The 22481-nt window shown below is 46.8% G+C and carries 19 protein-coding genes; 8 read left to right on the top strand and 11 right to left on the bottom strand.

Annotated features, from left to right (window positions below; all coding sequences use genetic code 11):
- Positions 1-6: 6 nt before the first annotated feature.
- Positions 7-2124, top strand: coding sequence for an NAD(+) synthase (gene nadE / locus ACXACM_RS00480; RefSeq protein ID WP_474819056.1), 2118 nt, complete (start codon positions 7-9; stop codon positions 2122-2124).
- 79 nt (positions 2125-2203) lie between these two features.
- On the opposite strand, the gene ACXACM_RS00475 is transcribed toward nadE, so the two are convergent.
- Genes ACXACM_RS00475 through ACXACM_RS00465 form a run of 3 tightly spaced genes read right to left on the bottom strand, consistent with a single transcriptional unit; the run spans position 2204 to position 6453 of the window.
- On the bottom strand, positions 2204-3421 hold the full coding sequence (locus ACXACM_RS00475; RefSeq protein ID WP_474819054.1) for a hypothetical protein: 1218 nt from the start codon (positions 3419-3421) through the stop codon (positions 2204-2206).
- 10 nt (positions 3422-3431) lie between these two features.
- Positions 3432-5789 (bottom strand): putative bifunctional diguanylate cyclase/phosphodiesterase, encoded by a 2358-nt coding sequence (locus tag ACXACM_RS00470; RefSeq protein WP_474819052.1) that lies wholly within the window; start codon positions 5787-5789, stop codon positions 3432-3434.
- Positions 5782-6453: a methylamine utilization protein gene (locus tag ACXACM_RS00465; protein ID WP_474819051.1), complete on the bottom strand. Its 672-nt coding sequence runs from the start codon at positions 6451-6453 to the stop codon at positions 5782-5784. The genes ACXACM_RS00470 and ACXACM_RS00465 overlap by 8 nt, the downstream gene beginning before the upstream one ends.
- A 140-nt stretch (positions 6454-6593) precedes the next feature.
- Here ACXACM_RS00465 and ACXACM_RS00460 point away from each other — a divergent pair, with 140 nt between their 5' ends.
- The 4 genes from ACXACM_RS00460 to ACXACM_RS00445 all read left to right on the top strand — a co-directional run bounded on the left by ACXACM_RS00460 (position 6594) and on the right by ACXACM_RS00445 (position 11632).
- Complete coding sequence (locus ACXACM_RS00460) at positions 6594-9017, top strand: TonB-dependent receptor (RefSeq protein ID WP_474819050.1); 2424 nt, start codon at positions 6594-6596, stop codon at positions 9015-9017.
- 33 nt (positions 9018-9050) lie between these two features.
- Positions 9051-10424: a 5-methyltetrahydrofolate--homocysteine methyltransferase gene (locus ACXACM_RS00455; protein WP_474819048.1), complete on the top strand. Its 1374-nt coding sequence runs from the start codon at positions 9051-9053 to the stop codon at positions 10422-10424.
- Positions 10425-10517: 93 nt separating this feature from the next.
- The gene (locus ACXACM_RS00450; RefSeq protein ID WP_474819046.1) at positions 10518-11162 is read left to right on the top strand and encodes a ZrgA family zinc uptake protein; all 645 of its coding nucleotides are present in this window, start codon (positions 10518-10520) and stop codon (positions 11160-11162) included.
- Positions 11163-11224: 62 nt separating this feature from the next.
- On the top strand, positions 11225-11632 hold the full coding sequence (locus ACXACM_RS00445; RefSeq protein ID WP_474819045.1) for a MerC domain-containing protein: 408 nt from the start codon (positions 11225-11227) through the stop codon (positions 11630-11632).
- Here the strand turns inward: ACXACM_RS00445 and ACXACM_RS00440 are convergent.
- Genes ACXACM_RS00440 through ACXACM_RS00430 form a run of 3 tightly spaced genes read right to left on the bottom strand, consistent with a single transcriptional unit; the run spans position 11629 to position 13315 of the window.
- Positions 11629-12297, bottom strand: coding sequence for a DUF3299 domain-containing protein (locus ACXACM_RS00440; RefSeq protein ID WP_474819043.1), 669 nt, complete (start codon positions 12295-12297; stop codon positions 11629-11631). The genes ACXACM_RS00445 and ACXACM_RS00440 overlap by 4 nt on opposite strands.
- Positions 12294-12749, bottom strand: a complete 456-nt coding sequence (locus ACXACM_RS00435) for a hypothetical protein (protein ID WP_474819042.1) — start codon at positions 12747-12749, stop codon at positions 12294-12296. Before ACXACM_RS00435 ends, ACXACM_RS00440 begins: the two co-directional genes overlap by 4 nt.
- A complete protein-coding gene (locus tag ACXACM_RS00430; RefSeq protein ID WP_474819041.1) occupies positions 12746-13315 on the bottom strand; it encodes a DUF3299 domain-containing protein in 570 nt (189 codons plus the stop codon). Before ACXACM_RS00430 ends, ACXACM_RS00435 begins: the two co-directional genes overlap by 4 nt.
- A 92-nt stretch (positions 13316-13407) precedes the next feature.
- Between ACXACM_RS00430 and ACXACM_RS00425 the strand changes: the two genes are divergently transcribed.
- The gene (locus tag ACXACM_RS00425; protein ID WP_474819039.1) at positions 13408-14097 is read left to right on the top strand and encodes an ABC transporter ATP-binding protein; all 690 of its coding nucleotides are present in this window, start codon (positions 13408-13410) and stop codon (positions 14095-14097) included.
- Positions 14097-15332: an ABC transporter permease gene (locus ACXACM_RS00420; protein WP_474819038.1), complete on the top strand. Its 1236-nt coding sequence runs from the start codon at positions 14097-14099 to the stop codon at positions 15330-15332. The genes ACXACM_RS00425 and ACXACM_RS00420 overlap by 1 nt, the downstream gene beginning before the upstream one ends.
- 219 nt (positions 15333-15551) lie before the next feature.
- Here the strand turns inward: ACXACM_RS00420 and gorA are convergent, their stop codons facing one another.
- From gorA to ACXACM_RS00395, 5 genes are all read right to left on the bottom strand, one after another.
- Positions 15552-16901: a glutathione-disulfide reductase gene (gene gorA / locus ACXACM_RS00415; RefSeq protein WP_474819037.1), complete on the bottom strand. Its 1350-nt coding sequence runs from the start codon at positions 16899-16901 to the stop codon at positions 15552-15554.
- A gap of 316 nt (positions 16902-17217) precedes the next feature.
- On the bottom strand, positions 17218-18546 hold the full coding sequence (gene nosR / locus ACXACM_RS00410; protein WP_474819035.1) for a response regulator c-di-GMP phosphodiesterase, NosR family: 1329 nt from the start codon (positions 18544-18546) through the stop codon (positions 17218-17220).
- Between the two features lie 39 nt (positions 18547-18585).
- The gene (locus tag ACXACM_RS00405) at positions 18586-19518 is read right to left on the bottom strand and encodes a sensor histidine kinase (protein ID WP_474819034.1); all 933 of its coding nucleotides are present in this window, start codon (positions 19516-19518) and stop codon (positions 18586-18588) included.
- On the bottom strand, positions 19515-19778 hold the full coding sequence (locus ACXACM_RS00400; protein ID WP_474819033.1) for a hypothetical protein: 264 nt from the start codon (positions 19776-19778) through the stop codon (positions 19515-19517). The genes ACXACM_RS00405 and ACXACM_RS00400 overlap by 4 nt, the downstream gene beginning before the upstream one ends.
- A 22-nt stretch (positions 19779-19800) precedes the next feature.
- On the bottom strand, positions 19801-20361 hold the full coding sequence (locus ACXACM_RS00395) for a response regulator (RefSeq protein ID WP_474819031.1): 561 nt from the start codon (positions 20359-20361) through the stop codon (positions 19801-19803).
- Positions 20362-20672: 311 nt separating this feature from the next.
- Between ACXACM_RS00395 and ACXACM_RS00390 the strand changes: the two genes are divergently transcribed.
- Positions 20673-22370, top strand: coding sequence for a two-component system response regulator (locus ACXACM_RS00390; protein WP_474819030.1), 1698 nt, complete (start codon positions 20673-20675; stop codon positions 22368-22370).
- Positions 22371-22481: the final 111 nt, after the last annotated feature.

The raw sequence follows: 22481 nt of genomic DNA, 5'->3' as shown, positions 1-22481 counted from the left end.
TTATCTATGGCAAATTACACCCGAATTGGCACAGCAGCGCTGCGTCAGATCCCCTTCGATTTTAAGGGCAATGTGTCGCGTATTTTATCTGCCATCGAGCGTGCGATAGACGCACATATCAATATTTTATTAATGCCGGAACTCGCGCTAACTGGCTATGGGTGTGAAGACAACTTTAGCTACCAGGAATTTAACCACGCCACAGAAGCGGCATTGAATGACGTTTTGGCGGGTTTTCAGGCATTAAGTCATCAGTGTAAGCACGCTGATAGTATGGTGGTGGCCATGGGGATGCCAGTCATGTTTCCGGGCGGTCAGGTTTACAACACCACCGCGTTTATAAGTGCTGAAGGCTTGCATGGCTTTAGCTGTAAACAGTATTTGGCCCGCAATGGCCTGCATTACGAACCCAGATGGTTTGAAGCCTGGCCACGGGGTAAGGCGGTTAACCATCCCACTTTCAATGTGCCATTTGGTGATATAGTAGTGAATGCCGGTGGCCTGCGTATTGGTGTTGAAACCTGTGAAGATGCGTGGGTAGCAAATCGCCCCGGCCGTGACTTATACCATCGCAATGTGGATGTATTGCTCAACCCTAGTGCTTCTCACTTTGCTGTGGGTAAAAACATGATTCGGGAGCAATTTATTAAAGAAGGCTCCCGCGCCTTTGGTGTTGTGTATGCCTATGCGAATTTAGCAGGCACGGAAAATGGCACCAGTATCTTTGACGGAGGCTCAATCATCGCCTCTGAAGGGGAAGTGGTGTCTCGCGGCGATAGGTTTAACGTGCGCGAAGTGGTGATGAACCAAACGTTGGTAAATGTAAGCGCTAATCGGGTTTCAAGGGTTGTGAGCAGTGAAACCATTGACATCGACGATACCAACGTGGTCAGTATTGAGTTATCACTTACCTTGCCGAACGATGCTGTGCTGGCAGCCCGTAATAATGATGCTGTCGATACCGCCAGTGATGAATTACCTGCGTTTTGGTATGGCTTGTCAGGGGACGACTATGCCTTTACAGAAATATGCTACGCCCTTGGAAACGGTCTTTGGGACTGGACAACCCGCACTCACACAAACGGCTACGTGGTAAGTTTATCTGGCGGTGCAGATTCCGCTTTGGTGGCCGCATCGGTATATGTGTCTCACTTTGTGGCGCTTGAGCAATTGGGCGTGTCTGATTATTTGGCATCCTTGCCACAGGGTTTGCGAGAAAAGATAGCACCGCCGGCACAGGGCGAAGATCGCACGGTTTGGCTAAAAGAAAAGGCCATGCCCAAAATTCTCATTTGTTTGTATCAGGGCACTGACAATTCTTCAGACACGACTTTCAACGCAGCCAAGTATCTGGCCGGGGAAATTGGGGCAACGTTTTACAGTTGGAATATCGAACCTGTGGTTCAGCAATATCACAGCCTGATAAACGGTTTATACCCTGACAAGCCGCTAAGCTGGGAAAGCGACGATATCGCAATGCAAAATATTCAGGCTCGCAGCCGTAGTCCGGGCGTGTGGATGCTGGCCAATCGCGAGAATAAATTACTTATCGCCACCTCTAATTTGTCTGAGTCTGCCCTTGGGTATGCCACCATGGATGGCGATACCTCCGGGGTCATTTCGGTGATTGCAGGAATAAACAAAACCACTATCCGCAAGGTGAATCGCTGGTTGGAAGAAATCGGGTTGCCATTATCTGTGGAGGGTAAGAGCGCACGACATCAACTAGTGGAAATGCACCGGGTGAACGTTCAGCAACCCACCGCAGAATTGCGCCCTGAAGAGCAAACCGACGAGGCCGATTTAATGCCTTATCTGGTGTGTGATTTTATCATGGATTGCTATCTGGCAAGACAAATGTGGCCAAAGAGTATTTTAGTGGAACTGATGCTAAATGGCTTTGATAAACAGCATGATATGCGTGAGTTGGCAGGCTACGTGGAGCGCTGGTTCAAACTCTTTTGCCGCAACCCCTGGAAACGCTATGGCACACGTGCTGGCTTTCATATTGAGCAAGTGTCTCTCGACCCAAAAACCTTCCACCGCTTCCCGCTGTTAAACTCTGGTTTTACCGAGCAGTTGCAGCAAATGTGGGACTATGTAGACGAGGTTTCAGGCAATTAACGGTCGTGAACACATGAAGTTGAGCAAGGATGCTCTATCACTCCCAACTCCCGTTTGAGGGCCAGCGTGCCAATTTACATCACCAGTTGTATTCAAGTATCCCCAGCATTTGCTGCTGTGTTGCGCTTAGCGCTTCATTAAGCTGAATTCTGTTATCTGCGTGGCTTGAAACCAGCACATATTCTGCGCCCACTTGCCATTGTGGAGATAAGTTATATCGCCAGTTTACCGTAATAGCGCTGCCATGGCTGTTGTTCTGATCGTCAGGGAAAATATCGTCTTCATTAACATCAAATATATCGGCTCTTGCACTAAAACGGTGATTGCCCGCTTTATGACTGATTAGTGCGAAGAACGCCTGAAAATTTGCATAGACGAAGTGTTCTCCCATTAACGTATCGCCAGCCATCCACTGGGAAATGATACGGGTGGCGCTGGAAAAGTTGTGCTGAAACGCCAACGAGTGAAATCGGGTTCGCCAGGCGTAAAGACGCTGATGGTTAACCGTATTTGGGTCTGCCAGATTGTCGTAATAGTAGTACCTTAATTTGGACTGGCGAAGATAATCGAGATGTGCGCCTACATACACGCCCCATTTTGAATCAAGCTCGGTAAAGGGCTCTACCCAACTTGGGTGCCAAATACCGTTGGAGTCAGTAACGCTCGGGTAGGCCGCAAACGCCAGGCGCTCGTGGTGCAGGCTTTGTCTGTCGTGTAATGCAAACCCTCTCCAGGTCAATACAGTTCCCAAGGGGTCATTGCCTTTATACGTTCCAGCATGTATTTCCCAACTCCACGGGCTGCGGGCGGCGCGTCCCGGTCGGTACAGTGTGAACTCGGCTCCCGCTACACGAAGTTCTTCCCCCAACCAGCTGTTGATGGCAGATTGTGTATAGGTATAAGGCGATAACCAACCCTTATCAACATTTTCTAATGACATTTCAGGGTAGAAAAAGCCCGCCCTTGTCCGCCATTTTATCGTGCCTGATAGCAGAGGCTTGTACCTAACCTGCAACTGTGTAAATCCCAAGTGTTGGTCGCCGTCCGGATAGTAGCTGGCATCAGCTTGAAGGTTGATAGTTGGGGTTAGCGATTGGTTTATTTGTAGAATAGCTTGTTGTAAAACAATTCCTGCATCGTCGTAACGGGTAACGCCCGTGCCCTTGTCCAGCCAGGTAACGGGGTGTTCAGCATTGTAAAAGCCGGCTTGTACCTTGCCACTTATTTCAACACCAAACCCATATAGTGATGAAACCATTGTGGTTAGAAGAATTGAAAAGCGGAGCAAATAGGCCATTACTTAAGGGCTATCCATTGTTGAGAAAGTCTGGAGAGAACCCATTCAGCCATTCATAAAATGCCTGCTCTGGCATGGGCTTGGCAATAAAGTAACCCTGAGCCTTGGTACAGCCAACACTGCGTAGATATTGTAATGATTGCGCATCTTCGACGCCCTCAGCAACCACTTCCAATCCCAAATTCCTGGCCAGAGATACCATAGTATTTACGATGGTTTTATCATCATTATTGGTGGCCAGGGCTAGCACAAACGCTTTATCAATCTTAAGTTCGTGTACCGGCATATCTTTAAGTTGCGCCATCGATGAATAGCCGGTACCAAAATCGTCGATAGACAGCTTGATGCCCATGCGTTTTAAGGCGTTTAGTGCTCGTAGCGCATTTTGTGGGTCTGACATAATGGCACTTTCTGTCACCTCCAGCGTGAGGTATTCTGGTTCGGCATCGAATTCTGAAAACAAATCACTGACCAGTGTAGGCAAGGTCATATCGATAAGATCAACGGCTGAGATGTTTACAGCAACGCTGATATTGTGTCCTTGTTCTCGCCACCGTTTCTGGCTGGCTAATGCAGTGCGAAGCCCCCAATTGGTTACATGTCTGATAGCACCCGTTTGCTCTGCCAGAGGAATAAATTCATCAGGTGGAATAAAACCGTGCACAGGGTGGATCCAGCGCATCAGGCACTCGACGCTGGTAATAGCTTGGGTTTCGATGAGCAACTTAGGCTGATAATAGTATTGCAGCTGCCCTTCTTGTAATGCGCTTTTTAGCTCTGTCATTAAATTCAGGCGCTGCACCGAGTGTTTGTTTAACGACGGTGTGTATCGCGCGTAGTTGTGGTGGCCGTCTTTGCAGCTGTACAGGGCGATATCAGCACATTGCATTAGACCTTGTGGCGTTTTAGCATCGGTAGGGAAACATGCTGCACCAATACTGCAATCAATATCCAGTACCATTCCATCTATATTGAAAGGATGGTCAAATGCGGCTACAACTTGTTCTATAAGAGGTTCAACGTCGCTATCATTAGCAACGGTAACCACTATGCCGTATTCGTCGCCGCCTAATCGTGCCAGCAGGCCGGGCAGGGCATCTTGCTGCTGAATACGCATGGCGATGTGTTTAAGTAATACATCGCCGGTATCGTGACCTACGGTGTCGTTAATCTCTTTAAAACGGTCAATGTCCATCATCAGCACTACCACAATGTCATTTTCAACACTCGCTATGACTTTGTTCAGGTGCGTTACAAACTGGTTGCGGTTTGGCAGCCCGGTGAGGTCGTCGAAATAGGCAAGATCCTGAATTTGTTTCTCACGGTTTTCAATGCCATCCTGCATATCACTCAGCGCCAGCGAAAGGGCGTCGACTTCTATCGTACTGGACGCAGGAAACTCTGTGACATGGTTGCCCTGGCGAATTTTATTGGCGGCTTTCGCCAGCTTATTAAGCGGGTCTGTAATGCCTTTTGAAAGCAATACCGCTCCGAGCAAAGAAACGATGCCAGCGACTAACAGAAGACCAATGAGTTGTCCCAACATACTGTTGTAAGACAGATAGGCTTTATCCTGGCGGGTAAGCATAACTAACTGGACTTCATCTAAGGCGAGCTGTCCGATGGATTTGAGGGTATAAAGATACTCGGTTTCGTTGAAGTTGGTTTGATGCAACACATCTAAAGACATTTTATTCAACGAGGCACTTTGTAGAAATGCGTCAGTGACGTCTGAGGGCAGTGTAGAGCCCAGAATGCGTTTCTCACTGGAAAGTAATAAGCTAACGTCGAGGTCGGTAAGCCGGGCGATATCGTTATTAATCATGGAATCTGCACGGTAACCGAGAAAGACCCAGGCGTCCGTTTTGCGAGAGCGCTGTACAAACTTTACCGGCGCTCCTTTAACCAGGAGTACGCCTTCTGGGAGGGCAAGCCAACTGATCCCTGGTGTTAAAAAGGGGTCAACATCAGATGGTGGAACCAGTGCGTCCGATGAAGCGGAAATAACGTTTAAATCTTTGTCGAGAACAAAGTAAATATCAGCCGAAATGCGTGCTTGCTGATTCTGCATTGCCACATCAAGTGACACTCTGTCGTCGCTGGCAGATGCAATATATTGTTTTATCGTAAAGTTACCTGAAAGGTTATCTGCCGCGCGGAGCAACAAGTCAGCGTGGTTGTTTAGCTTGTCCTCTATAACACTTTCGGATGTACTGATTTGCGCAAGCAGTTGACTCGTGGAGTGTGAATACGTGGCAGAGCGCACCAGTAAAAGGGTAATAGCTACCACACTAACAATGAGTAGCAGGAAAAACAGTTGCATCCTGTTTTTCAGTGAGCCCATGGTGGTGCTTAACCAGCTATTCATAATCACCAAATTCATCTTCTGATTCGTAGCCTGCGTAATCGGTGATCAATGGTTGCTGCAGTGTAAAAACGAGGCTTGTATTGTTTGAAACGTTTATCCTTTGCTGCAGAATCTCTTGATTCTCCTGCATACGGGGGTGCCAGACAGACACCTGATATTCGCCGTCAGGTAACGTTATTTGCGCATTGCCCTGTGCGCCTGACCCTGTGAAGTAAGGGGTATCCACAACATAAATATAACCGAGCATCCAGTCGTGCACATTGCACCCCAATTCAACCACGCCCTCTTGGTCAAAAAGTAATGGCGGTTGTTCGGCATTTTTGTCTAAAAGTAACTCAAATCGCTTAGCTGGAGAAAATGAAAACACATGGTGTTTGATGGAGTCTGAGTTAGGGAATTGCACGTAGGTGCCTTTTTGTACCACCAAAAGATGCGGTACAAACTGACGATTTATTTGATCCATTTCAGCACGCAGAGGGTGGTCGTCGGCATTGCCATCAATGGGCTTTGCACTTATCACCATATTAGGTAGAGGAGTGCCGTCGTTGCTGACAACAGATACAGATAATATTTGTTCTGCAGCGTAAACGTGCATCGTCAAAAGGGGCAGCAGTAAAAATAGCGACGAGTAGCAACGTTTAAACCTGGTAAGTAAATGCATCATATTCCTTAAAAATCACGTTTTTAAAGAGTAGCAGACCGGGTCTTTACGTCCAGACTTTCAGGGTATCTCTGTGAATACTTATTGAATTGCACGAGTGTTATAATATAACATAACTGTATTCATGGTAATGGAATAAAGAAATGAAACAGAAATACATCGCATTCGCGGTTTTGTGTGCACTCCAGGTGCCAACCGCAGTGGCGGAAACAATTAGCGGTACTGTACTCGATGATAAAGGTCTGCCGGTGGCAGGCGCGATATTGCGGGTAGAGCAGGTAAGTTCGCGGGTTACAACCAATGAAAATGGCGAGTTTTCAATAGATACCACAAAACCAGGTACATACAGTATGCACGTAATGGCCTCGGGGTTTAGTCACCTTCATAAAGATATTGAAGTTAACCCGGGTCAGAACCCAACAGTGAGTTTCGTCCTTACGCCATCGTCCATTGAAGTTATTGATATTCTGGCTGCACCGATACATTTGTCAGTGATGGAATCGGCCTCGCCAGTTAGCGTATTGAGCGGTGAAACCCTTCGTCGTCAACAAGCCGGCACCTTAGGTGATAGTTTGGAAAAACTACCCGGCGTGCAATCTAATTTCCATGGTAACGTCGCGAGCACGCCCATAATTCGTGGTTTAAGCGGTCCGAGAGTGCTGGTTACTCAAAATGGCCTGGATGTGAGCGATGTATCGCGGGTTGGCCCGGATCACGCTGTTGCCTCAGAAGCGTCCACTTCTCAGCAGATTGAAGTATTGCGGGGTCCGGCGACACTGTTTTTTGGTAGTGGTGCAATTGGTGGCGTCGTAAATGTAGTAGACGGCCGAGTGCCCACCGATAATACCACTCGCGGCGAATGGACTCTGGAAGCCGATTCGGTGAACGACCAAAAGCTCGCCGCGGTCAATGCCACAACCGGAACGGGCAATCTGGGCTTTTATATCGATGGCTATTGGCGAGAAACTGATGATTACGATACGCCCGTGGCACCCGACAACGATGAAGCAGGCCAGGATGCGGAACATGTGGTTAAAAACAGCGCTTCTGATTCCAATGGTATCACCTTAGGTACCAGCTATATCTCAGACAATGGATATGTTGGCATTGCCGTTGAGCGCTTTAACCGGGAATACGGCATTCCAGGGCATTCTCACGGTGGCGACGAGGTAGAGGAAGAGGTTTATGCTGATCTTTCCCAGACTAAATTACAGGTATTAGGAGAGTACTCATTCGATCATCGTTACATTCAGCGTGTGCAATTTAAAGCAGGGCATACAAGCTACGAACACGCAGAAATTGAGCACGGTGTTACGGGTACCTTATTTGAAAACGACACAGATGAGCTGAGAGTGTCTTTAATGCATCAGCCCTTGGGTGGCTGGACTGGCGGCGTAAGTTTACATTACAAAACCAGTGATGTAGCGGCGGTGGGTGAAGAAGCCTTTACCCCGCCCTCTACCGCAGACATGTTCGCTATAGGCATTATGGAGGAGCAGCGGTTCGGCGACGTATTGGTGCAACTGGGAGCGCGGGTTGAACGCGTTACCCTTGATGCTCCTGACACATTGCTGCCTGCTATTGCGGCACATGATCATGACGAAGACGATGATGACCATGACCATGACCATGACCACGATGATGAACATAGCGACGAAAGCGCAGTAACACGTGTGTTTGACGTTTCCCAGGAATTTACGCCGGTTTCATTGTCAGCGGGTGTCGTGTGGGATTTCACCGCAGGCTACAACGTTGGTGTCTCAGTGTCCCGTGCTCAGCGGGCGCCTTCTGCCTCAGAGCTACTATCCTTCGGGCCTCATATTGGAACCCGTACTTATGAAGTGGGAGCGTTATTCGCGTTAACCGGTAACGAGGAATACGCCTTAGGCCTGTCACAACAGGCAATCGATTTAGAAACGTCGAACAATATCGACCTGACACTGCGGAAAACTACGGGTGATATTGGCTTCGTTCTGAATGCCTTCTATAACCAGGTAGACAACTATTACTTTCAAAGTGAAACAGGTTTATTCGCGGAAAGCGGGCACGACCACCATCATGGGGAAGAAGATGAACACGACCATGGTGAAGAGGATGAACATGATCACGACAGTGAACTCCCAGTATATCTGTTTTCTTCACAAGATGCTGTTTTGCATGGTTTCGAAGCACAAGTAGCCTGGCAGGTAAATGCGGAGTTTAATGCACAGTTTTTTGCTGATTATGTTCGCGCAAGACTGAAAGATGGTGGTGATTTACCCCGTACTCCACCCTTAAGAACCGGCCTGCAGCTGAGTTATCAGAATGAGAATATCAATGCGCATATTGATGTTACCCGTTATCACAAGCAAGACGACATTGCTGAATATGAAACGGAAACTAACGGCTACACCTTAGTTGATGCCTTCGTTTCGTATGATCTTAACGTACTGTCTCAGGACATTTCTGTTTATCTCAAAGGCACAAATTTAACAGACACCGAAGCACGGGTTCACTCTTCATTTCTCAAAGATTTAGCGCCTCGCCCTGGCCGTAGCATTGGCTTAGGACTGCGTGGCTATTTCTAAGCCCGCCATAACAACTTTAATAAAGGAATTACTATGACTACGAAAAACACACTCAGCTTACTGGCTCTAGCCATAAGTGGCGCTTTACTTGGTGGATGTGGCGATGCTGAAACCACTATTATAGAAAAAGACCCCATTGTCGATGACCACGATGATGATGATCACGACCACGATCACGATGATTTAACCATTGAGAGTGCTGGCCGTCTCGCTATTTTGAATGCAGATTCCAATGCGTTGGTTATTGTTGATTTGGATGATAACCAAGAGCTAGATTCCTTCCCGCTGGCAAGTGAAGGAAACGCTCTCACACATTCCGGTGGTTATCGTTACGTTGTGGTGAGTAACCGAATTAACGGTGAAGTAACGTTTATTGACGGCGGTTTGTGGCGGGAAGATCACGTCGACCATTTACATGACTATGAGCAAGCGCCAGCAACCAGTGACTTCACACTGACTGGAAGCAGGCCAACTCACCTTGTGAAGCATGATGGCCAGTTAGCCGTGTTTTACGATGGTGACAGCGATGCGGGTTTACCCGCGTCAGTACAGGTGGTCAGAGATACGCATATTGCTGCGGAATCATCGGCAATTCCTACGTTAGCATATACCGTGAACATGCACGGCGTTGCCGAGCCTATGGATGACTACCTTATTGCTACGGTCAGACGGGATGATGCAGAAAGCACGTCGGCAAATACGATTTTGCCTGATAGCGTAGGTGTTTTTCATCTACACGACGATGAGTACGAAGAAGAGGTCGTATTTGCAGGAGAATGTCCGGATCTTCATGGTGCAGCGAGTTCTGAAACCTATTCCGTTTTTGGTTGTAGCGATGGCGTACTGATTGTTCACCAACACGATGGTGAATGGGAATCTACTAAAATTGATAATATCGATACACTTTCAGGTGTACGTGTTGGATCTGTTTATGGTCATCATCACGGGGACTATTTTATAGGTGTTGCATCCGGTCATGGCGGTGGTGAAGCTACCTTGGTTACTATCGACCCTGAGATGGGTGCCATGCGTGACTTAGCACTTGAGCTTGGCGATGACGTGGTTCCTGTTTCCTATTCTTTCAGCGCTTCAGGTGAGTATTTTGTCGTGCTGGATTCTTCGGGCACGCTAACTGCGCTTCACTCTCACGGAGAAGGCGATGCACAGCATTGGGATACGGAAGTATCGCTGGCTGTAACCAGCGCCAGTGCTGATGATATGCCCGAAGGACTGTCTTTTACGATGACAGTATCGGGCAATAGTGACCATGTGTACATTTCAAACCCTATTGATAAAAAGATGGTACGAGTGGATTTGGAAGCTGCTGCCATTGATGGCGAAGTGAGCGTTGATTATTTAGCTGAAACGGTAATTTGGTTGGGGATTGCTGAGACAGAACACGAGTAATATGCGATTGACATCACTGTGCGGTATTCTGGTAAAGCCAGACTGTGTTACACTATAACATGGTTTTGAGGCTCATTTAACAGGTATCGCTCAGTGATAACATCAATAAAAGAAACACCGACTCTGACCAAGGTTTTCATGAGTGTCGTCGTCGCATTTACGTCGTTCTCTTGTGCGGCCGCAGACAAACATGTTCATGGTCATGGCGAGCTGTTGATTGCTAAAGAAGGCAATGAAATGCAATTGCAATTTTCGTTACCTGCAGCTGATTTACTCGGGTTTGAACATGCGCCAGAGACGAAAAGCGAGCGTATTCAACGGGTCAGAATACAAAATACGCTTTCAAAATCGCAGAATGTGTTTACCACCGATGGAGCGTGTACGGTTGTCAGCCAGGAAACGGCATTACCCGATATATTCCTCCATAGTGAAAGCGACCATGATGAGCACGAAGAACATCACGACCATGATGCGCATCACGATCACGCTGAGCACGAAGATTATCACGATCATGATGAATATGAAGAGCATCATGATAAGCACAATCATGGCGAAAATGAGCGTCACACCAATATTGCGTTAGATTACCAGCTACAGTGTTCGCAAGACGTAAAAAACATAACGGTGACATTGTTCAAAAGCGCTCAATCACTGGAAGCTATCGAAGTACAATGGATTACTGATCAAGGGCAGGGAATTACCGCTGTCACCGCTACTCAGCCTACGCTTTCGTGGTAAAGGTAGTGTAGCCGTTGTTTTACTCAGGGCTTAGTAAGCCCTGTTACTCGTTAGGAATATTCATGACACACATTCAGAAAGTTGGCGACAAAATGGCTATCTTTCTTTCATCATTGTGCGTAATACATTGCCTTGTTACGCCAATCGCTATTATTGCTTTGCCTTCTTTGGGAAGTTTATTTGCCGATAACCATGAGGTATTTCACAAAGTGCTGTTATTCTTTGTGTTGCCAGTAGGTTTAGTGGCATTGTACGCCGGTTACCGACACCATCACAGCGCAAAGATATTTTCCGTGGGCGTGCTTGGACTGAGCTTGCTAACCATTGCTGCCTTCTTTGTACATGAAAGGTGGGGCGAAGTTGCTGAAACGACCCTGACCGTGCTCGCATCGGTGATCATCGTTATTGCCCACATAATGAATTTCAGGTTACGCCAACGTCTGGACAACGACGAAAAAATTCCCTGTTAGTATTGCTGAAGATCATGACGGCGCACATCATCGGGTGTGCCGTTGAAATCTCTTATGTTTATAACATCCATGACATAAGCAGATGTGCCCTGAACGTCCTCAAATAACGCAGTTTTTACTACGCCGGTTACCATCAGAGCTTGTTCAATTTCGTCCAGTGTAAAGCCCTGAGGTGTGCGCAAATAGATGATTTGATTGGGCGCTGGTGGCGGAAAGTGTATGCAGGCACCGAAATAGGGGACTAAAAAAGCTGAGAGAATTTCGCGCTTTTCTGACACAGTTAGCGGCACAATAAACCCACCAATACTGATAACCTGTCCGTCCAGTTCGGGCACAACAGCTGTGGAATTAAGCGTAGCCTGATAATCATCATCAAAAGTAGCTTGCAGAGCACTGAATACCTGCTTGTTCAATGGTTGATCAGGTTCAGGCTGGTAGCGCTTAATGACGTCAAACTCACTTTCTGGTAGTAGATCACGCCAGCCTACGACGTGAGCCTCACTGGCTTGTTCAAGTAACGCTGCAGAAGAACTAACATACCGTAACTCATTAGATGTAGATAGTAGCTGGTTTATGGCTGGCCAAAGTTTTACAGCGCCCACACCGGCTAAGAGGCCAACTACGACTAGCGCTATAGCAAACCAATTGGTACGGCGTGGTTTCATGCAGATTGAACAAATAAGGTTCGCTGTATAGTGATTGGGTTTGGCCCTCTTTTGGCCACTAGTGTTACCACAATTTCATGCTTGCCGGGCTTGGCAATAACAAAACGTAAGGCTTTTTTCTCTGAAAGTTTCGAGACTGGAAAGCTTTGTTCTGATAGTACGGTCACATTTTCACTGCCCTCTATTTTCACCGTTGCATCGTAATAGTCTGATGGCACGAAGAAGGTAAAATTATGACTCTGCTCTTTTCCCTTTGCGACAACGGTAGCCGGTTGCTGAAAAGAAATATCGAGTACGCTAAAAGAGGTTTGCACATTGTGCTGCTGCATTAACGGGTGGAAGCGGGAAAAGTTAGCCATACCATCGCCATGCATGCCACAAGCGTAGCTAACAGAACTCACCAACATAGAGCCTAATGCAGATAAGCCAAAAGCCAGAGCGCGTATGTTCATTGATACACCTCGTATTGATCTAATTGTAGCGTGTAAGCTGACGTACCTAAACTGCGTTGTTGTGTTTCGATTTTCACAGTACCCTCGAACCAAAACGGTTGCTCAAGGCTTTCCAGCGTAAGTCCGTCCTGATATGTCACATGAATAATTTGATTTGGCGGCGGTGGAGGCATATGTAAACAGGCGCCAAAGTAAGGTACGATGAAAAACTCAGTGACCTGTTGCCCTTCGTTTTGTTCCAGAGGCACCACGAAGCCAGGAATGCGAATTGCTTTGTCGTTGAAAACGGGTATGGTTTTCACTGAGTTTAGCGCTTTGCGAAACCGCTCAACTTTTTCATCTTCAAAAGTCGCTTCATTAAATGCGCTAACGGAGTCCTGATTAGATCCGTCTTTCACTTCGTTCAAATATTCTGGTGGGTCGAGCAGGGCGGCCAGATCTTCTTCTGGCATGAGTGCTGTCCACTCAAGCTCTTCATAATCTTTTGCAAGCGTGATACTACTGAAAAGACATGCCGTTAAGTAAAAAAATACTGCCAAAGCAGTTGGTCGTGAAAAATGTTTCATTAAAAGCGCCGTATGTCGAACAAATACTTATCGATGATATAACGTAGCAACACCGATGGCGAATAACAAGACATAAGCGATAAGTGAACCATATGGGGAGAGAAGTTTTGCAGCCCGCAATAGCATTGCACCAGGTTAAGCACAGTTACGAAAAGTCACAACGAACGATGGGTATTTCGCACTGGCAGCTAAACCGTGGAGAACGTATTTTTTTGCATGGTCCATCGGGCTCAGGAAAAACCACATTGCTGAATTTGCTGGCCGGTATACTTGAGCCCAATAGCGGCGAAATCAAATTGTTAGGCCAGGGGTTTTCTTCTTTGTCGTCAAAAAAACGGGATAAATTCAGAGCCCGGCACATCGGTGTGGTATTTCAGCAATTTAACCTGGTGCCTCACCTGAGTGTACAAAAGAATATTGCGCTAGCGGCTTATTTTGCGGGGCGTGATCCGGACATCACTGAACGATTAAGCCATTTTCTTAATCAATTGCATCTACCACCAGATGTTGCCCACCAACAAGCGAGTCGCTTAAGTGTAGGTCAACAGCAGCGAGTTGCTATAGCCAGAGCGTTAATAAATAAACCTGAAATTTTGCTTGTTGACGAACCTACCTCTGCCCTGGATAACGACGCCCGGGATGCCTTCATGACCATGTTGATATCCTTGTGTAAGGAAGCAAATACCACCTTGTTGTTTGTCAGCCACGACCAATCTTTGGCGCAATATCTCGACAGCGCGGTATCCCTGTCGTCATTGTGTGAAATTAAGGAGGCGCGTTAATGCTGTTGTCCTTCGCTACCAGTAGTCTTCGCAGTCGCAGTAAGTCAGTTGTACTTACCTTTCTGTCTTTGTTTATCAGTGTCAGCGTATTACTTAGTGTAGAGCATATTCGTATACAGGCTGAAGACAGTTTCAAGCGCACTGTATCCGGGGTAGATCTCATCGTTGGTGCTCCCAGTGGGCAACTTAACCTGATGTTATACAGTGTATTTCGCATGGGTAGCCCGACGAATAATATCAGTTACGACAGCGTTGAAATGCTGCAAAAAGACGGGTTGGTAAAGTGGGTTATTCCCATTTCGCTGGGTGATTCACACCGTGGCTTTCGTGTAATGGGTACCAATGGAAGCTACTTTGAACATTATAAATACGGCGATAAGCAAGCTCTGACTTTTACCAGTGGGGAGCCGTTTTCTGGGGTGTTCGAAGCAGTCATCGGTGCTGATGTCGCCGCCAAGCTCAATTACAAGGTGGGGGATAAAGTCGTCATCGCCCACGGGCTTGGCGCTGTTAGTTTCAACAACCACGACGCGTCACCCTTCACCATTGTGGGTATTTTAACGCCCACAGGTACGCCGGTGGACAAAACCGTTCACGTTTCGCTGGCAGGCATTGAAGCCATGCATTTGCCGAAAGCGCAACTGGCCAATGTGCTCCAAGCGCCAGATGATCTGGATAACCCGTTGGTTCAACCTGAAAGCGTAACCGCGGTAATGTTAGGACTGAAATCTAAATTCGCCACGTTTAATCTTCAGCGGGCACTTAATAATTATGAAGGTGACCGCCTAATGGCCATTTTACCGGGCGTAGCCATGGCTGAACTGTGGCAAATGATGCGTTCGGTGGAAAACATTTTACGGGTGATAAGCGTGCTGGTGTTGGTTTCTTCACTTTTTGGTCTGGCAACTATGTTGCTGGCATCAATGCAGCAGCGGGAAAAAGAAATTGCTGTATTACGTATATTAGGAGCAAGCGGTGGTGTGGTATTCACCCTTATTCTGGTGGAAGCCTTGCTCATTGCACTGGCCGCCAGTGCGGTGTCTATCGGCACTTTAACGGTGATATTCGCGTCATTGAAAAGCTGGTTAGCCAGTCACTACGGGTTATTCATCTCGGCAAACGTACTCACGACGCACACGTTAATGATAACGGGCGCCATTCTTGTTGCCGCCATTGTGACATCGATTATTCCCGCTATCGATGCCTATCGCAGTGCTATTCATTCGCGATTGTAATACCTAGCTATTGTAGCAGCGCGCAACAGCGTGCTGCTGTGGGAAGTATTAACCTGCATGCCAATGAACGTAGTACTATGATGGTCACCACGCGCCAGCCCAGCTCATTAATTAGAACCTACAAAGCACGGATTTATCATCAAAAGCCCCGCTGGTGCGAGGCTTAAAAGATAAATAAGTGAGGTAGAGCGTATGGTGACAAATCTTGCCCCGTAGGCCTTATGTCATCGTAACAAACTCTTCAGAACTCGTAGGGTGGATGGCCACACAGGCATCGAAATCGGCTTTGGTAGCGCCCATTTTAATGGCGACAGCGAAGCCCTGTAACATCTCATCCATGCCCATACCTATGCCGTGCAGGCCAACAATCTTTTCATCTTTTCCAGCACAAATGAGCTTCATTTTGGTAGCCTGGCGGTGACGGGTAACGGCTGTGTACATGGCAGAGAATGAAGAGGTATACACTTTTATGTTCTCTTCACCGTATTCTTCAACGGCTTTTGGCTCGGTGAGTCCGATGGTGCCAATGGGTGGATGACTGAATACCACGGTAGGGATCAATGAATAATCGAGATGCGCTTCTTTTTGACCGTTAAACAAGCGCTCGCTTAGCAGTCGGCCAGCTTTGATAGCCACGGGCGTAAGTTCAACATGACCGGTAATATCGCCTACCGCATACACACCTTTGGCCGCGGTGTTTTGAAATTTATCGACCTGAATATAGCCTTTGTCATCTACTTTGACAGCTGTGTTTTCCAATCCGATATTATCGCTGGAAGGCTTTCTGCCAATGGCCCACACCAGCACGTCAGTCTGAATGACTTCACCGGTGGTAAGCGTAACTGTCAGGGTGCCGTCCTTGTGTTTTTCAACTTTTTCAACGCCCGATTGTTTGTGAAGAGTAGGCCCTTCGCGGTCAATCAGTTCGGTTAAGGTGTCTGCAATGAGCGGGTCGAAATGGCGAAGTGGGGTGGCGTGACGAATAACCAAATCTGTGTGCGTGCCTAAGCTACACAATACGCCTGCCAGCTCAACGCCAATATAGCCAGCGCCTACGACTACTGCGCGTTTTGGCTGTGTGGCAAGCTCGAAAAAGCCATCAGAGTCAATGCCGTGTTCGGCACCTGGAATATCAGGGATACGAGGGCTGCCACCAGTGGCAATAGTGATATGGGGCGCGGTGTACTGCTCACCATTAACTTCAATCACGTTGTCACTGACAAATTTAGCAAACCCTTTTACCCAGGTTATCTCGTTTTTAGCCAGCACTTTATCGTAGGAAGCGTGAATTCGCTGAATATACGCTTGACGGTTCGCAACCAGCACTTCCCAACTGAAGTTATTCACCGTTACATCAAAACCGTAATCTTCACTGTACTTGTGAATAGCTTCGGCAACATTGGCTCCAAACCACATGGCTTTTTTGGGTACACAACCCACGTTCACACAGGTGCCACCGATGTCGCCGCCTTCTATCAGTGCCACTTTTTTACCGTGCTTCGCCGCGCGGTTTGCTGAGGCAATGCCGCCACTGCCGCCGCCAACGCAAATATAATCAAATTCTTTCATTGTGCTCGCCTTGTTCAAAGATCCAAACCCATCTTGGCATGATTAGAGAGGTGACTCAAAACCCGTTTTGCACACCGCTTCTTAAAAGACTACGGTGATACCCGCCCCTCGTTATAGAAGTAACGTGAGGGCATTACAAATAAAGTCAAATTGTATTCGAGTAAACAATTCGGTTACGGCTATTGACCGAGGTGGGATGAAAAGAATTTCAAAGAAAATCTGATTTCTCATCACAGCAACACATAACCAGAGTGGCAAAAACGGCAGTTCCGTAGGGAAGAATATAACTGGGGAAGCAAACTTCCCCAGTGAAGGCTCAGGCTTCTTCGGCGTGCTCCGGATTATCAGCTGATTGCTTCTTGGGCGGCTTGATGGTTATCTCAAAGCGGCGGTTGTAGTCATCTTCGAACTGTACCAGTTTGGCAATGGTGGCTTCAGTGAAAACATGCCCTTCAGGCAAAATGAGAATGTGGCTGTCGTTGTACAAATTGGCAGCCAGCACCATGCCAGGTACCAACTCGGATGCACTGAAGCTGTTATCCATGTGCTGCGGCAAGCCGATGTCCTGTGCTTCCAGCAGAACATCAAGGAAGGTTGCATCGTAACGGGTATTGCGGTGTTTCTTAAGTTCCTGCTTGGCTTCATTGGGCGATAGGTTTTTTTCTTGCAAGCGCCCGGTAACCAGTCGCCAGTAATCACGGCTAATTGCCAGGATACGCGAGCCATTTGGAATTTCTTTGGCAACTTTGTTGTACAAACCTGAACCATTCCAGTGTTCAAACTGAAACTCAATGATGTCGGAAATTGGCTTCATATGCTCGGCAGGCGCAAGAATGGTGGCGGCCTGTTTTGTTTGCGAGAGAAACTTCTTTTGCTGTTCGTAATTTAACTTGCTGAAAGGCGGGGTGAAGTCGGCTGACGAGAGTCCTAAACACCCCAATTCGCAAATTAAGCTGGCGTAGCGGATGAGTTTTACTTCTTCTTCTGGTAACCGAGAACGCTGCGCAAGTAACGTCGCAAGTTCACTAATCTCGATGGCAAATTTACCGTCGATATCAGGGTTAATACTGATGACATTGAAGAGTACCTGCTCAATGGCTTGGTTTTGTTTTTGTATGCGGTTAAGGGCAAACTTAATTTGTTTTGTACGCTTAACGACGGTTTGCTCCAAGGTGGAGTTAATGTCTTTAAGCTTCCTATTCTGCAAGCGAGTAAGTTTCTGTAAGCGTTCGTTCTCATCTTTGAGCTTTACTCTTTCTAAACCCTCTTCGAGCGTATTGATTAGCTCTTGGTTGTCCCAGGGTTTTTGTAAGTAACGATGAATTTTGCCCTGATTCACGGCTTTTATCGTGGAGTCGATGTCGGCAAAGCCCGTCAGTACCACACGAAAGGTATTGGGGTACAGCTGGGCAACCTGTTCGAGTAATTCTGCGCCAGACATATGAGGCATTTTCATATCTGATACCACCACGTGAACGGTATTTTCACTCAGTAATTCCAGTGCTTTCTGCCCACTTTCTGCTAACAGCATATTGATGTTGAATTTAAATAGCGCACGCTTAAGTGCCCGAAGAATATTGGGTTCGTCATCAACAAACAATACGGTGTATTTTTTTTCCGTTTGTTTCTCGTCGGTCTCGCTCATTGGAACTCCAAAGGCCCGCTTATGGCCCGCTTTAATTGATTACGCGTCATGGTCACCCGCTCCAGATGTGGTTTGTTCGGGGCCATCAACCGGCAGTACCAGCGTAAACGTGGTGCCTTGGTTCTCGACACTGTCTACCAGCAAATCCCCGCCGTGTTCAAGGGCGATACCATGTGAAATTGACAGGCCAAGACCTGTTCCCTGGCCTTCGGGTTTTGTGGTGAAGAAAGGGTTGAACAATTTGTCGAGGTGCTCCCGTTTAATTCCACAGCCGGTGTCTTTAATACTGATATGTACATGGTCATTTTTCAGGAAGGTAGAAATAGAGATCACTCCCTGTTTTTCCGTCGATTCAATTGCCTGACCGGCATTGATAAGTAAATTGGTAAAAACCTGGGTTATCTTACCCACATTTATATAAACCTTGGGTACATCGGCTAATTCTAACTTTTGGTCACAAATGTACTTAAGCTTGTTATTCACCATACTCAGTGTGGTGGTCAGGCATTGGTTTACATCGTGCCAATGGCGATCATCTGAATCAATTCTGGAGTAAAGGCGCAGTCCGTTAACAATTTCGCTTACACGTTGTAAACCTTCGGCTGATTCATCTATTAACGGGCATATATCTTCATTAATAAATGCAATATCGTGCTGTTCCAACGCTTCTTGCACAAGGTTGCTAATGGACGACGTTGTTGTACCTTCTTCAGCCGACATTATTTTTGTCATCACTTGCTGATAGGCGTTGATGTAGTCACTTAAGGTGCTTAAGTTACTTGAGACGAACCCAATGGGGTTGTTTATTTCATGGGCAACACCGGCGGCCAATTGGCCCACTGACGCCATTTTTTCTGCTTGCAACAACTGACGCTGCGCTTCCTGCAAATCTTTACGCAGTGAATCGATTAATACATCTTTGCGCCGCAACTCTTTTTCGAGTTTGGACGTTGGTTGATGGTTTTCAGTCATGCCGGTACTCTTCGGTTTGGCGTGACATAACGGATTTGAGGATAATTCATCGCTTTCTCAAAATTTAACCCACTACCACAAAGATAGACGTTATTTATCAGAAAGGAGAAATTTATGTCATTTTCACTGACGGGAAAATCCATAGACTGTAACGTGGGTGTTGAATCAAGAGGAGAAGCCAATACCATACATGTCATAAGCACAAAAATGATAGCGCCCCACAATGGCGTTCGCCACAAGTATAGTTTTTGGTTTCCCATAACAACATCCTCTTCGCAGCTGTTAAGCTGTCATAAACTTGTCCAGCAACGCCGTAAGGTCGTGGTTTGAGAAGGGCTTGGGTAAAACGGCATCAGCGCCAAGATCCATTGCCCGCTCTAAACTGACATCGTCCAACGCAGAAATAACAATAATCTTGAGTCTTTTGTATCTCGCTTGTTCCCTGGTGAACTGAATAACGCTGTATCCGTCCATTCCTGGCATGCTTAAATCAAGTGTCATTAACCTGGGGTTGTGCTGACTGAGCATGACGCCTGCCTGAAAGCCGCCCGTTGCAATTAGGGTGTCATACCCTGCTCTGCGGGCTACTCGTTGAATTGATTTGGCTACAGGTAGTTCATCATCAACGATTAATAGTCCCGGCGTAACTTCACCTTGAAGTTGGTCGGGAACGGGCATGTTATGTTTTTCCAGAAACTCGATAAAGTCATCTATAAGAACCCGGTTATTACCTCTGCCTGGCAATTTGAAGCCCTTGAGTTTTCCGCTCTCTATCCAACGAATAACAGTTCGCAAGTTTACATCACAATACGAGGCTATTTCGCCAGACGTTAGGGTTTTCATATTGTCAATCTCCAAGGGAAAAGGTAACAGAGGTTATATTTATAGCAGTGATTGCAAACCGTGACAATCCAGACTAAAGGATAATATGCGACATTAGTGACATTCTGGTTTAATTGAATAGCACAGTAATTATACAGGGATGGGCAGAGTTCAAGCCAGGTTTACATTGCCGATGTTTGGCAATATTAGCCAAATTAATGAGTGCAAATAATGGAGTGGTGCACAACTGAAAGCGTAAATAGTAAAGAAACTTATAGAGCAGCACGGGTTCAGCTTTTATCACCTGGCAATGCTCTTGACTGGAGAATACCATGCCTGCGTCAAATGCGGTTGTAAATAACTTACAAGATCTCGAAATCCTCATTGTTGATGACGAGCCTGGCGTACTTCAAGCTATCAAGCGGGTATTGCGGCCTACGGGCTACACCATCCATGTTGCAGAGAGTGGGCAGCAGGCGATGCAAGTTTTGGCAAACAATGCAATTGCAGTGGTGCTAACCGATCAGCGAATGCCTGGAATGAGTGGCGCTGATTTACTCAAATACATTAATCAGTTTTATCCTCAAACCATCACTATGATGCTAAGCGGAGAGAATGATTTTGATACCGCTGTAGGGCTGTTAAATAGTGGTTTGGTGAACAAATATTTCACCAAACCGTGGTGCGCCAGCCAGTTGGTCACCGAAATCGAACAGGCATTCGATTACTTTCGTGTCCGTTCCGATCGCAATTGGCAGAAGCGTATGGTGGAAATCAGTCATAATGTCGAAGGCAGGGATATCGCCCTGCCAGATAACGTGGTCAATCTGGACGATTCTGGCGCTTTAATGGCCGTGAAATTAATTAATATGGATGACGTTTCCTACAGCCATGGCGAAAATACTATGGCCAGCCTAGTAGAAATTGTAGAACGTCGGATCCGGGAGATTATTGGCGAGAGCATTCATATTCAAAGGGACGAGTTTGGGCTCTTTTCATTTAGATTGAGCGAGTCAAACGAAGCAGAGTTAGAGCAATGGGGCGTGATACTCCGTCGTAAATTACAAAAAACCTACACGATTCACAAGCGCACAGTATATTGCCAGGTGGGTGTCGGTTTTCGCGTGCTTGGGTCTCCAAATCTGGACGTCGACACACTGACTAAAAACCTCGAGCTTACGATACTGAGAGAAATGCATTCCAGCCATGTATCAAATCTTGATGATCTGGCAATCGAGCGCTTTCAACGTCAGCAGCACATTCGGGCAGATGTTGAGAGCGGTCTGGAAAACAACCAGTTCACTCTGGCATTTCAACCTAAAATTCATTTAGAGACGGGAATGATTCAAAGTGCCGAAGTATTACTAAGATGGCAGCATCATCAATTGGGGTGGGTTCCACCAGCAGAATTTGTGCGTCTGGCTGAGTTAGACGGCCAAATAGAAATGATAGGCGAGTGGGTCATTCGCCAGGGAGTTCGGGCTGTGTCTGAGCTCATGCGTGTAAGTGGAGACGTCAAAAGTGTGTCGATGAATGTATCGGCAAAACAGCTGCAAAATTATCGTATTGTACACGTACTTACTGAGGAGCTTGCGCGCTATGCAGTCAATCCCACATGCATAGAATTGGAGATTACGGAAACGGCTATTGCCACTGATTGCGAGTTTATGAATGGATTGCTGTGGCAATTAAAAATGTTGGGCATAAAAATATCTATCGATGACTTTGGTGCCGGCTTTACCTCAATGTCTTACCTGTCGAGACTACCCGTAGATGTGTTAAAACTAGACCGTTCGCTAATTGACAATATCAACGCAGACACTAACAAACGGGAGTTAGTAAAAAGTCTGATTCAGGCTTGTGGTCGAATGAAAATTAAAACGGTAGCGGAAGGTGTTGAAACCAAGGACGTTGCTGCTGTACTTAAACGACTTCAGTGCGACGAAGTACAGGGCTTTTTCTATAGTAAAGCGGTTCAAAGACTGGACTTTGAAAAGTTGCTCGTACAGCAGCCGTTCAGGAGCCTCTAACGATTTTTTGACTCATTCAGCTGCGCCGCTCGCGATAATAAAGTGTTTCGCTTGTTTTTGGGCTATTTGACCCCAACATTCGTATCAGAAACTTCCAAAACAAGCGAGATT

It is taken from the genome of Alteromonas sp. AWQ4_252, assembly GCF_056158205.1.
The sequence above is the reverse complement of the archived record's forward strand: the minus strand, read 5'-3'. Positions and strand labels throughout refer to the sequence as shown.